The organism is Paenibacillus sp. FSL R10-2771 (assembly GCF_038000205.1).
Lineage (GTDB): Bacteria > Bacillota > Bacilli > Paenibacillales > Paenibacillaceae > Paenibacillus_AQ > Paenibacillus_AQ phytohabitans.
This window is the reverse complement of sequence record NZ_JBBOBM010000001.1, coordinates 1,438,308-1,451,895: the sequence shown is the minus strand read 5'-3', so window position 1 is coordinate 1,451,895 and position 13,588 is coordinate 1,438,308. Positions and strand designations below refer to the sequence as shown.

General features: G+C 44.6%; 9 protein-coding genes. 2 read left to right on the top strand and 7 right to left on the bottom strand.

Annotated elements, in window-relative coordinates:
- The first annotated feature begins 97 nt into the window (after nucleotides 1-97).
- Nucleotides 98-811 (top strand): LytR/AlgR family response regulator transcription factor, encoded by a 714-nt coding sequence (locus tag NSU14_RS06205; RefSeq protein WP_076243823.1) that lies wholly within the window; start codon nucleotides 98-100, stop codon nucleotides 809-811.
- Complete coding sequence (locus tag NSU14_RS06200) at nucleotides 808-2,139, top strand: ATP-binding protein (RefSeq protein WP_076243824.1); 1,332 nt, start codon at nucleotides 808-810, stop codon at nucleotides 2,137-2,139. Before NSU14_RS06205 ends, NSU14_RS06200 begins: the two co-directional genes overlap by 4 nt.
- A 297-nt stretch (nucleotides 2,140-2,436) precedes the next feature.
- Here the strand turns inward: NSU14_RS06200 and NSU14_RS06195 are convergent, their stop codons facing one another.
- The 7 genes from NSU14_RS06195 to NSU14_RS06165 form a co-directional block, all read right to left on the bottom strand.
- Complete coding sequence (locus NSU14_RS06195) at nucleotides 2,437-3,780, bottom strand: GH1 family beta-glucosidase (protein ID WP_042141469.1); 1,344 nt, start codon at nucleotides 3,778-3,780, stop codon at nucleotides 2,437-2,439.
- 5 nt (nucleotides 3,781-3,785) lie between these two features.
- The gene (locus NSU14_RS06190) at nucleotides 3,786-5,363 is read right to left on the bottom strand and encodes a glycoside hydrolase family 43 protein (protein ID WP_042139071.1); all 1,578 of its coding nucleotides are present in this window, start codon (nucleotides 5,361-5,363) and stop codon (nucleotides 3,786-3,788) included.
- Nucleotides 5,364-5,396: 33 nt separating this feature from the next.
- Nucleotides 5,397-8,060: a glycosylhydrolase-like jelly roll fold domain-containing protein gene (locus NSU14_RS06185; RefSeq protein WP_042139072.1), complete on the bottom strand. Its 2,664-nt coding sequence runs from the start codon at nucleotides 8,058-8,060 to the stop codon at nucleotides 5,397-5,399.
- A 112-nt stretch (nucleotides 8,061-8,172) separates the two neighbouring features.
- Complete coding sequence (locus tag NSU14_RS06180; protein ID WP_042139074.1) at nucleotides 8,173-9,753, bottom strand: ABC transporter substrate-binding protein; 1,581 nt, start codon at nucleotides 9,751-9,753, stop codon at nucleotides 8,173-8,175.
- A gap of 61 nt (nucleotides 9,754-9,814) precedes the next feature.
- Entirely contained in the window at nucleotides 9,815-10,684 is an 870-nt protein-coding gene (locus NSU14_RS06175; protein ID WP_042139075.1) for a carbohydrate ABC transporter permease, read from the bottom strand.
- 2 nt (nucleotides 10,685-10,686) lie between these two features.
- Complete coding sequence (locus tag NSU14_RS06170) at nucleotides 10,687-11,592, bottom strand: ABC transporter permease (RefSeq protein WP_042139076.1); 906 nt, start codon at nucleotides 11,590-11,592, stop codon at nucleotides 10,687-10,689.
- Nucleotides 11,593-11,747: 155 nt separating this feature from the next.
- The gene (locus tag NSU14_RS06165) at nucleotides 11,748-13,496 is read right to left on the bottom strand and encodes a family 43 glycosylhydrolase (protein ID WP_256703846.1); all 1,749 of its coding nucleotides are present in this window, start codon (nucleotides 13,494-13,496) and stop codon (nucleotides 11,748-11,750) included.
- Nucleotides 13,497-13,588 lie beyond the last annotated feature (92 nt).

The following is a 13,588-nucleotide window of genomic DNA, read 5'->3' as shown; positions in this document are numbered from 1 at the left end:
TTTTAGTCTGCGAGATACCAGAGTTATCTTATTGACAAAAGAGAAAACGCTTCCTATAGTAAAAAAGACCCTAGATCAACAACTGGAGAGATGAAAGATGATAATCACAATCGCCATTGTGGAAGATGATATTAATCAAGCCCGTTTGTTAGAAAGTCATCTGACAATCTTTGGCATTGAAAAAGGAGTTTCTTTCAACATCATGCATTTCCAGCATGCTGTTGCACTGCTGGAAAATTACACTGCCAATTTTGATATTATATTTATGGATATTCAGTTACCTTATATGAACGGAATGGATGCTGCCCGAAGCCTCAGAGCCCTTGATAAGGAGGTTATCCTAATTTTCATTACTAATCTCACCCAATATGCGATTCATGGCTATGAAGTGGAAGCGCTTGATTATATCGTAAAGCCCGTTGAATATTATGATTTCGCATTGAAAATGTCCCGTGCCATCCGCAGAATTGATGAGAAGCCTGGACATGATATGTTAATAGCAACAGACAAGGGCATACGAAAAATATCGCCCAAAAGCATCCGGTATATTGAGACAGAAGGACACCACGTCATTTACCACACCGCAGAAGGTGACTTACGGCAGTATGCCACAATCTCATCGATTGAGGAGAAACTGCAGGAATATGATTTTTACAGATGTAACAATTGTTATTTAGTTAATCTGGCCTATGTACAAAGAATTCAGGGTTATACTGTTGTGCTGGATGGTGTAGATTTGCGTATCAGTCAGCCGAGGAAAAAAGCGTTTGTGGAAAAACTAATGTTGTATGTAAGCAAGAAAAACTCATGAGTGAACTCATCAATAATTTTTTAGGTGTCTACTCTAAACAGTTTATTATTCGTTCAGCTACTCTGATTGAGTTTGTATTTTGTGTGTTTCTACTAACACTGCCTTTTCAAAAGAAAAACGACTTTGGTATTAGATTAAGTATCATCACTCCATTCACCTTGCCGCTTATTTTTTTGATGTCGGTAATTAATTCGCACTATCCCCAACTGTTTTCCAGTATGACGAATATTTTCATGTATTTATTTGTTTTGACCGCTCTATACCTTCTTTACCGGGAAACCTTTACTGAGCTGTTGCTGTGTCTTTGCGGCGCAGTAGCGATCCAGGTGATTGTTGGGCGTTTATACGAAATTTTGATTATCATATTAGACAAAAACCCCTATGAAACTCTTTCGTTTTTTCAAGAAATGGTTCCATTGCGTGATTGGGCATTATACTATTTGATTCATTTTATTTTTTGTTCCTTACTTGCTCTTCTTTTCCGCCGAAAGAGGGTGTATGACCATGACAGGGCTAACAAGCGGTTAATCATTTCTTTTTCGTTAATCTTTATTCTTGTTACAATGATACTTACCTCGGTCAGCCGTACCTTTGAGGGCGAGAACAATGTCCTGGATTTTATCATCCGGACTTTTGCAATTCTGTATGCTTTGCTTACTCTATTACTGCGTACAAGAATACTGGAGACTAGCAAGCTTAAGCAGGATTTATTAATCATGGATGAATTGCTGTATGCGGAGAAAAAGCAGTTTGACAACATGCGCAGTGAAATTGACATTATTAACATGAAAACTCATGACCTGCGTCAGCAGCTGGCAAATATCAGCTACAAGCTGACTAATAAAGAAATTGAATCTTTGAAGGCCGCTATTGAGGTTTACGATACAACCCACAAAACTGGGAGCGATATTCTGGATGTGATTCTCTACAAGAAGCAGCTTTATTGTGAAAAAAATGGGATTAAGATGAGTTGTATGGCAGATGGCCGCTGCTTAACTTTTATCTCCTCTACTCATTTATATTCTCTGCTAAGCAATGCCATAGAAAATGCTTTGGAAGCCGTGCAAGCCGTCAATAATGACAAGAAACGGACAATTTCTATATCAATAGGTAAAGTAAACGGTTTGACCGGAATTCACGTCACCAACTATTTCAATGATGATCTTACAATTAGTGACCATTTGCCGCAAACCAGCAAGAAAGATAAGGACCGCCACGGGTTTGGGATCAAAAGCATGCGCCATATTGCTGAACAATATAACGGAACACTATCATTTCAGACAGAGGATGATATTTTTTATCTTCATATTTATTTTCCGAATTCCTGAACCAATCTTTCTTGAGAGCCTTGTCTGTCATGCTGGACGCGGCGTAACTATGTTTTCTGTTTTCGCAAGCTCCATCTTCACGACTAATGCGATGCTCAAACAGATCAGCTTCACGCAAGCCTTTGGTATTCTGATCGATGTCTTCTTCATCCGGATAACGCTCGTTCCGACCTTCCAAAACATTAAAAAACAGGGTGTGCTGATAAAATTATCTGCACGCCCTGTTTTTATATAGTCCTCAACCCGAAATTCTTAATTTTCATCAACCTTATCCATAATCAATGCTAACTTAAGCTATCAAATGGTCATCCATCTATTTGCTATAACCTTTTTATACCAGAAAAAGCTGTCTTTGGGCGTTCTTTTCAATGTGTTGAAATCCACATGAATCAGGCCGAAACGCCTGCTGTAGCCATCAGCCCACTCAAAATTATCAAGTAAAGACCAAGCGAAATAACCCTTCACAGAAACCCCCGCCTCAATCGCCCGGTTTAACTGAGTTAAATGTTTGCTTAGATATGCAATACGCTTGGTGTCCTGAACCTTTCCCTGGACAGGATTGCCATCATAACATGCTCCGTTCTCGGTGATATAGATTGGAATCGGCCCATAGCGATCTGTAATGTGGACGAGTACCTTGTACAGTCCTTCAGGGTAAATCGGCCAGTTAAAGTCGGTTCTTTCATAGCCTTCATCAATATCCTCAAGATCAAATAATCCATTATCCTTCTGATATCGTCCTAATGAGCCCGTATAATAGTTGATTCCAAGAAAATCGATGGGTTGATTAATATCTTCCATATCCCCATGCTGAATTTCAACCTTCGCTCCCGCGGCCTCAAAAGCTGCGGCCATGAACTCAGGATACTCTCCCTTGAAAAGCGGGTCCATAAACCATTCTACCATCCAGCCTATTCTACGGCGGCATGCATCGACATCCTCCTGCTTAGGACTAAATGGTGTGCGCCAGCTTACATTCGGTGCATAGCCGATTTGCCCGGGAACTCCCAGCTTCCGGAACAGCTTGACGGTCCTGCCGTGGGCGATCATCAGATGATGGGCAACATCAAGCGCACTTTGCAGATTCTTCTCTCCGGGAGCCAAATCTCCTATGTAGTGGGCTTTGAAAGAGACACACCATGGCTCATTGAAGGTAGTCCAGTATTTAATTTTCCCTTGGAATGACTGGAACATTATCTCGGAGTACTGGGTAAAGGCCTCGATAGTCTCACGATTCTTCCAGCCTCCTATATCCTGTAGTGTCTGCGGAAGATCCCAGTGATATAAGGTACAGAAAGGTTCAATTCCATTCTCAAGTAGCTTGTCCACCAGACGGTGATAGTAGGCAAGTCCTTCCTTGTTAAGCTCTCCCGTACCATTGGGGAAAACTCTGGACCAGGATATTGAGAACCGATAGGTACGAAGCCCGAGCTCCTTCATATAAGCAATATCCTCTTCATAACGGTGATAGCTGTCACAAGCGATATCCCCGTTGTCACCATTACGGATATTCCCGGGAGCATGCGCGTAAGTATCCCAAATTGACTGGCCACGTCCCCCCTCATTCCACGCTCCTTCTATCTGATAAGCTGCCGTGGCTGCTCCCCAATAAAAATCTTCTGGAAACTGTATTATAGACAATCCGATCACTCACTTTCCTTATAAATAAAGTAATCAAAATCAGCATGCTGCCTGTTGCCTCCCAAATCCTGCACACACATTCCTACGAATGTACCGGTAAAACGCAATGGCTCCGAAGCTTCGTCCGAAAGATGCAGAATATTGATCTCCCCGCCAATAGAACACCAACTCCCAGCTTCAATTGCATAGTAGAACTGCAGACTATCCCGATTGACAACAGCCTTTAATCGGACCGGACTGGAATTCGGCAACTGCAGATCAGCCACTAGCAGCTCATCGTATACTCCATGTTTCGATTGGATAATCCCAATCACTCTGCCTTGCTGCTCAAGATGAGTAATCCTTAAGTACACATAATCTTCTGTGTTATAATAAAGGATCAGGCCGCCCATTTGCTGAAAGCTCTCAGGATCAAATTCGATTACCGTCTCCGCTACCATACAAAATGACTGCTGCCGGCGGGCAACCAAACTCTGCCTGTGGCAGGAGCTTAATGATTCCATTCCCTTTAGCCGCAGAAAGCCTTGCCGCTCACTAAGCGAGATCCAACCCTGGTCCGGAGGTATCCGCAGGGTGTTCCACTGGTTACCCAGCATGGGTGCGTCAAAATCATCCCGCTCCAGCTCCGGTTCAAACGGATGAAGCGGCAAGACTGGTGCCTGTACCGTAGCAGAAGGAGAATTTCCTCCCCCTTCCAGACGAAGCCAGCCTTTGTCGTCCCAGTAACATTTCTGTAGAGCTGTTTCCCTGCCCAACGTACAATGATGGCCGTCCGCCGGCCTTGCACATAAGTGGGCCATATACCATTCACCATTTTGAGTTTCAACCAGGGAAGCATGCCCTGCTTTTTGCAGTTCCAGCCCTGCATTACCGCTGCTAGTCAGCATCGGATTGAGCGGATCAACCTCGTACGGTCCGAGAAGCGAAGTGGATCGCGCAACAGTAACGGCATGCTGATAACGGGTTCCGCCTTCCGCCATAACCAGATAGTAATAGCTGTCCCGCTTATATACATGCGGACCTTCCGTAAATCCTATATCTGTTCCAACAAAGATTGTAGTAGCCGAACCAACCAGTCTTTCTTCGGCCTGCGAATATTCCTGAATGACAATGCCGCCGAACTTGTTCTTCCCCTTGCGGAAATCCCACAACATATTGAGCAACCATTTCCGGCCGTCGTCATCATGAAATAAAGACGGGTCGAATCCACTACTGTTCAAATATACCGGTTCCGACCATGGACCTTCTATATCTGCTGCTGTCACCAGATAGTTATGGGTGTCCTTAAAGGCACCTTTATGAGATTTAACATCTGTATAAATTAAATAGAAAAGACCGTTATCATACGTCAGGCAAGGTGCCCAGACACCATCGGAATCCCCGTTCCCCTGCATGTTCAGTTGTGATATCCGGTCCAATGGCCGATTCAGTAATCTCCAATGAGTCAGATCCTTGGAATGATGAATCTGAACTCCCGGGAACCACTCAAAAGTAGAGGTGGCAATATAATAATTGTCTCCTACGCGTACAATAGACGGATCAGGATTGAATCCCCGCAGTATGGGATTAGTAATGGTGTTCATCTAAATACCTCCTCATCAGGTCTAGTTAGTAGCTCAGCTGCCAGTCACCGGTGTAATTGTCACAGGACCAATAAGGCCGCTAGGCTCTTGCTGGGAGAAGGAAGACAAGAAGTCCCGCTGGTCTTTAACAAGCGTATTTGTAACCTCAATCACTAGGCTGTTGGTCCCTTGGCGAATCTGACCAGCTATCTCCAACCGATACGGTGGGCAAAGGTTCATACCTACATGCTCACCATTAATCCATACTTCTGCCGTTTCATAGACTTCTCCTAGTGCAAGCAATGCGCTGTTACAAGAATTGTTCCACTCAAATTCCGTCTCGTAACGGAACGTGCCAGAAAAGCTGGGCAGGTCTCCACGACCGCTCATATTCTTCAATACTGTTAATGTCTCCCACTCCTTGAACTGCGGGTAATGATCTGCATCGGCAATGGAGACTGTCCACTCTTCTTTTAATTCAAAGGTTGAGCCTGTTGCCCTCTGCAGCGGAGCGGCAGGGTAATCTTTTAGGGAAGGGCCATGCAGCAGGACAATCGATTCATACGGATGCAAAACAAGCTCTACAGTTCTTGCACCTGACAGCCCAACTACCTCTAACCTTCTTATCTGATTAAGAAAAGCATTATAAGCATAAACATCTCCTCGAACCGGTAGAACAATCTTCGTGGATATCACCTGATTCGGGCTTTCGTTAAAAAACATAAAAACATCTAAATCATCATGAGTATAATGATAATTCCGGAGATAGGGCTCGTATTGCTGAGCTCTGACCTCATAATAACCGTCTGCAATAAGCCCTTGCGCAAGCTTGCCTAATTCGCAAGTCTTAACATTCGGATGAGCCGATAGTGATGACAGTTCACCGGATACATCTATACCCTCACTCGAGCGTTCCGGGAATCCGTCAACAAAACAGACGGGTAAGCCTTGTTCGGCAAACTGGAGCAGACGCTCTAACATCGCTGCCGGGAGTGCTTCCGCATAAGGTATAATAAGGCAGCTATAATCCTCGCGGTTCACCACTAATTTATGGTCCTTCACACTAGCTGCCTCCAGAAGAACATCAACAGGAATCACTTCACAATCGATTTGATGCTGCATCAAAGCCTTAACCGGCTTATGAAAGTACATCGCGTTCCCTGACCATTCAGCTTCAGCATGATAGACGACGGCCGCAGACGCTACATGTGTCCCCCCTGAAATCAGGTGGCTAATCCGGTTAATGTAACGGTTAAGATAGCCATAATAGCGGTACTGTGGATTCTGTCCGCCTGCATACATATGCGGCGGGCAATCCGGTTCCGGAAAAGCTTTTTGGGTAAACGCATGCGGAACAAAATGGTTTACGCCGCGGACGAGCATGTGATCTGTCAGCCATTTCATCAGCTTTAAGCCTTCTGTCCAGCCATATGCCCCATATACTTCACACATTGTCCGGCCTTGTTTCTTAGGATCAATATGCCCGAGCGACACACCAAGCTTAGCGAGGCCATAGTGGAAGAATTCACTATCCGTCTCTCCCCCCATTGGCTGGCGGAAAGACAATTGATCAAAGCCGGGAACAATTTGCCACAGCACCACATCAAGGCCAGACATATCTTGTCCCCAGAGTGAACGGAAGAAATGTCCGGTGCCCGGTCCAAGTCTTGCATGCACATTGTTGTCTTCAAGAACATGCCCAATGTATTCTACCCCGCGGCCTCTACACCAATCTCCGATTTGATTGCAGAAATTCTCTGCATAAAGCTTGCTGACAATGTTCATATACGTGTAGCGGACAATATGTGATTGTCCCCCCGTATCATGCCAGAGAAGATGCAGTTGCCTGCGGTAATCCTCACCGAGCGCCTGCTCAAGCAAGGCTGGCATTTCACTGCTCCAGGGAAGCGACACCCCTTGTTTTCCTGGTTTCGAATTAAAGTCGAAGGTAGTCTTATCGTTATAAAATCCGGGTTCGTCTGAAAAGAATCCGGCAAAGGTTTTGCCAAAATCTGCTTTATAGCGTTCATAGACAGGCTCATAGACCGTATCCAGCAGAATGCGGACTGAATCCCGGACAAGCGGGTTCAAATAATCTTCCTGCTGCTTGCTGCCGCCATCCTTATTTTCTGAAATAATAAAGATCCGCCAATAACCCTCAGGGATGTCCCAGTAAAGGGTTCCATCATGCTCGAATTCAGTAATGTCTACGCAGTCCCCAACTAATGCTCCATTAGATGGGTCACGGCGGACCGCAACTACTGAGATCAGCTTATTTGTGCCACTGGCGTTGCTGCGCAGGGAGAATGTCGGCCGGAGTCCGGTCATCAGCAAGGTATCGAGCAGCAGCGAAGCACCCTTTGCAGGACCAAGGGTATCAATATAGTGTTCACCCAAAAATTTACGCTGAAGCTCTTCCGGAGCTTCCTTCACCTTGCCTGCCGCATGTCCAGTCGGAAAATGATCGTCATCCAGCAACCATACCTTCATGCCTCGCATTCGGGACTCATCCATGATAATATCCATGTCCTGCCACCACTTTGGTCCGAGAAAATCAGGATGAGGCCGCGCCTCAACACAGATTGCCCCGATCCCCGATTCATGGACACGGGCAATCTCTTCCCGGATTACCAGTTCCTCTTCACCATGCTGCCAGAGAAAAGGAAGAATGTAATTATCCTCATGGCCTTGCAGCACTTCCGTTAAACGCTTGCTCATGTTTACCTCCTGCATAATCTAGTTTTGTCTTATGTGCTCCTTGCAGCAAAGTCCGGATTAGAATTTCCGCCCGGCCTGTAAATGGCCGAGCGGAAATTTATCGCATTTGAGTTTACTGCTGTACTTTGGCGTACCATTCTCTGGCGCGCTTTGTAACCTCTTCGCCGCCAGATTTGTTCCAGTTCTCTATAAACTCGTCAAATTTGCTTATCGGATACTGTCCAATTATAATTTTGGCTGCATATTCAGTGTAAAGCGTGCGATTATTAATGTCCGGGAAGCCATCGTATACACTGACTGGCATACCATCACCGGCAATGACTTTGGCATATCTCTGAGCTTCCTGCATATTCCGGGTGACCTGATCAATGGCCCACTTAGAATCTTCTGATACCGTGCTATTGAAGAGGTCTATTGTAAGATCCAGTGTCGATATGCTTGTAGCCGGATTCAGAATCTGATTCTGCTGTGTGCTCTTGTCATCTGGAAGCTTAATGGCTTTGCCGTCTTTCATTGTATAGTGCATTCCTTCTACACCAAGGAACAGGTCTTTCCAGTTTTTCTTGTCGTACATATTGTTAAGCAGTTTTAGCGTGGCCATAAGCTTTTCCTCATCCTTGTTATTCTTAACGACCCACAGAGGAGAGGCAAACTTCTTCATCGTATAAAAGCCTTTATAGCCTTCCACCTCAGGTACAGGAAGTACAGAGAACTCTGCCTGCACACCAGTGTTCTTATACAGGTTCTCGAACACCAAATTCCCCTGCTCAACCCAGTGGAAATAAACCCCTACCTTATCCGATTGGATTTTACCTTCCCACTTGTCTTTACTATTTAGAAGCGACTCCTTATCAATCAAGCCTTCCTTATATAGCTTGGCTATGAATTCTAATGCGGCTCTCATGTTTGGTGTAACCGCAGAATATGTCAGCTCACCATTGTAAATATCCCAGTCCGGATAACCCTCGAACATTGCCACGCCATACATAGCAAACAATTGATCCATCCAGCGCACCTGCTCCCGGCCACCGGTTGGAATTTCATCCCTTTGGCCGTTGCCGTTAGGGTCATTATCCCGGAAAGCCTCCAGCACCTTTACATATTCATCCTGAGTCTTTGGCATCTCCAGCCCCAAATTATCGAGCCAATCCTGTCGGATCAGAGCAGCGTATCTGCCGTACTCAACCACATTGGGAATATAATAGATCCCCCCTTGGCCAGTAGGGTCATTTGCCTTTACTACTTTCCAAATATCCTCCGGAATAGCCTCCCACACGTTCGGAGCATATCTAGGCAGCAATTCAGTCAGATTGGCAATCGCTCCGTTCTTAGCGAGACTGTCCTCGAGTCCTTGTTGAGGTACGAACAAATCAGGCATTTCATTAGCAGCGATCTTAAGGTTCAGCTGATTGAGGTAATTGGTCCCTCCATTCCATTCTACATACGGATTAAGAACGCCTACACCCAGCTTTTCCTTATAAAGTTCGTACAGTTTACTGCCTTTGGTAACCGGTTGATAGCCGATGTTGGTACCCCATACTTCAATATCAACAATGTCATCTCCGTTGGAATCCTGGTTCTGGTTAGGAACGTTGGAACCAGCAGAATTGTTAGCATTTCCACTACAAGCGGTTATAGAAGTAAAGGCAAAAACACTTGCTATTAGTAATAAACCAACCCTTTTGAGACTCATATTTCTCCCCCTCAAAAGCTCTTTGTTTCGGATTGCATCCTGATTAGTTTGTGTAAAAGAATCATCCTTTAACAGAACCGATCATGGCTCCCTTAACAAAATACTTCTGCAGGAAAGGATATACTGCAATAATCGGAGCAATTGCAAAGATAACAGTCGCTGCTCTTAAGGTTCGCGTATTATAGTTAAGGTCCATTGTCGATGCGGCACCCGACATGATGACACTATCGTCGGTAATAAATTGGCGGATTTTGATTTGCAGAGGAAACCAGTTTGTATCCTGCAGGAATAATAACGGATGCTGGAACTGATTCCATAGTACCACCCCATAAAACAAAGCAAGGGTAGCCAGTACAGCCTTTGATAGCGGAAGTACGAATTGGAACAACATCCGGAAATATCCACAGCCTTCCAGAAAGGCCGCTTCCTCCAATTCCTTGGAAAATTGCTTAAAAAAGGTTCTCATGATAATCAGATTAAATGGATTCAGAATATGCGGTATAATCAGAACCAGTGGATTATCATAAAGACCGATACCACGCACCGTCAAAAAATAGGGTATTATGGGGGCCTTGAAAATCATTGCGATTACAACAGCCATCATGATGACAGAGCCCCAGCGAAATTCCGGCTTCGACAATGGGTAAGCGAACAGAGCCGTCATTAGAAGTGCCAGCACGGTCCCAATTAAAGTAGTACTTAGCGTCAAAAAGAACGATCTCCATAAATCAGGACGGTCAATAATGTACTTCCATGAGTCAAAAGTAAATTCCTTCGGCCACAATGTGACCAGATTCATGTCTACAGCACTTTTAGAGCTTAAAGAAGTAGCGATTACGGACACAAGCGGTACGAGCGCTATGATAGAGAACAGAATGAGCAGACCTGTAATGATTCCTACGAATGTTTTTTCTCCCTTTGATGCAAGCATATCTACCAGAGCCCCCCATCTGAAATCTTGTTAGACAACTTATTGAAGGTGTAAACCATAATAAATCCAATTACCGATTGAAACAATCCAACTGCAGTTGCGAAACTATACTGTCCCTGCTGAACACCCGTCCGGAACACATAAGTATCCAAAATATCGCCCACATTGTATGTCATCGGAGTCAGTAAATTAAATACCTGATCGAAGCCGAGATCCAAGAAGTTTCCGATATCGAGCAAGAACAGCACAAGCACAGTAGGAAGCAAAATCGGGAATGTAATATGTCGGATCTGTCTGAATCTGGACGCACCATCGATCATTGCTGATTCATAGAGTTGAGGGTCAATTGCACTGATAGCGGCCATGTAGACCACCGTTCCCCAACCCGCATCCTTCCATATGGAGGCCAGCACGTAAATAGGTCTGAAGTATGCACTTTCCTGCATGGCTAGAACAGGCTCAGCACCGAACCATCCAAGAATAATGTTGAACATTCCGCTTAACGAAAAGAAATCGAACAGAATACCGCCCACGATTACCCAAGACAAGAAGTGCGGAATATACAGTGCAGTCTGGACTCCCTTCTTCAATGCGGACTTTCGAATCTCGTTGATCATCATTGCCAATAAAACAGGCACTGGGAAAACGATTACAAGCTTGAAAAATCCCAGCATCAGTGTGTTGCTAAAAACATTGGCGAAATCAGGATGGTGAAGCAGAGTTTTAAAATGTTTGAGACCTACCCAAGGACTATCGATAAATCCCTGGAAAACAGAATAATCTTTGAATGCGATTACAGCACCGGCCAGCGGAATGAATTTGAACACGATGAGAAATATAATCCCTGGAACTGCCATCACATAGAGCGGCCAATATACCTTCATTTGATGAGATGCAATAGATTTCAAAGTTTCCCCCCCAATATTTCGTTGTTGAATTCGTTTACAATATAACTATATATTTTGTAGTTCCATCGCTCAATCGGGCGTTTTTAAGTTCCTACCCGGTCATTTTTAGGATCATAGGACAAAAATACAATCCTATGCCTACTGGTTTTTCTATGCTAGACCGCTTTGTATACTTCTCCTTCGGTAATCCCTTTCTCATTAAATGTATCGACTCTAACATATACCGGTTGACCTTCAATTAGCGCTTTAATCGTTACTTGATTACAGTCGAACAACATATGGCTGTGATATAACTTGTCCGGTGCAAATCCCCAGAGCACATTGTTTCCCACAGTCTCATCCCTATTCCACTTTACTGAAAGGTCCAGCTTGCCCAGCAAATGCGTTTTGATTCCGCTTGCCTGCTTCGGCAATACTCCTTTACCAATTCCGAATACTCTGAGTCCGGAAATACAGGCTGGCTGGTTGAACGGCAGTTCCATGACTGTACATTTGATGAATCTGGCTGTTGTCCCTTCCTCCTGCACGATGAGATCATGTGGCAAATCCGTATTTACTGTCGTTTTATCCTTAATTACAAAATATTCACAACCATCCACAGAGCCTTCCAGGAGCCATCTGGTGACATGTTGACGCTCATCTATTAGTCGGTCTCCCTGCAACAATGTTCCAGAAGGAAGGTCTGCATGCATTTGATCATCTGCAAAATTAATTTGTACGGCATACACGCTACATTCATATCCTAGGTCGACTTCAAGCCATTCTCCCGGAGTATTAGAGTGTGCCTTCCACCACGTCTGCACATTTTCGTTCGTCGCCTTAGAAGCTTCTTTTCCTTTCTCCGATGAAGAAGCTCTAGCAGGTTTCCCATAAGAGAGTAACATCCATTGCGGATTGCTCCATGGATTCATCAGAGACTGCACGATGGAGTACGGCCAGTCTCCGTACCGCTGATTGCAGAATAATTCGCCGTCCTGATCAAAACCGGCCGGCCACAGCCCTAACCGTCTTTCGAATATATGGCTCATACTGATTCTCATAGATGAAGCGTGCCAAAGATTCCCGTGATTATCGTTCATTGTTGATCCGTGTCCGGCTCCCGGTATAAACCCGCCCGGCTTGTAAGAGAATGGATTATTGTTCGCCAGTGTGAACGGGCCTAGTGGGTTATCGGATATGTAGACTCCGTCTGAATAAATATTATGCTCCGTTCCCGGGCTGGCATATTGAAGATAGTATTTACCGTTATGTCTCTCCATCCAAGCTCCCTCAATGTACGGATCGTTTCCGACAGAGCCTTTGAATTTTTTTATAATTTCTTCCGAAGCCCCTGGATTGATGCTGGTGAACTTTTGAACGATAGCATCAATCTGTTCTGGTGATCGGAGATTATGATCTTCACCTTTTCTTTCATATCCAATCCTATCGCTGTTGCCATATATAAGTGCTATTGGTTGTTCTATAGGTATCATAGTCTCAGGGTTTAGTTCTACACCATAAATAGGCGTCTGGTTAGAACAGCCCCAGTAAAAATATACTCTACCGTCAACATCCAAGAATAAATTGGGGTCCCAGAAGGGGAACATTCCTTGGATTTCTTCAAAACTGCTGTTGATTGGATCTTTGGTCCTGTAGAAGGAGCAGCTTCTTGATTTATTCGATGCGGAATAGTAGAGGTACTCCCCGATTACCCGCACATCGGGAGCGTAGTCATAAACCGGCACCCCCTTAAGCGGATGGAGAGTCCAGTCAGTCAGATTGCTGCTTGTAAGAAATCCCGCTGTCATCGACGGAAACAGATAGTATTGTCCATGAAATATCACCAGTGTCGGGTCTGCTGCTTCCCTGAAGGCAACCAAAGTTCCTGCTGTATCAACAAACTGATATTTGTATTCAATATTCAACGGATTACAAATATAAGTCATTTATCTTCACTTCCCTATACTCTGGTATTGGTACCTAAATTCACAAGGTTCATTATAAATCCGCCCGACTA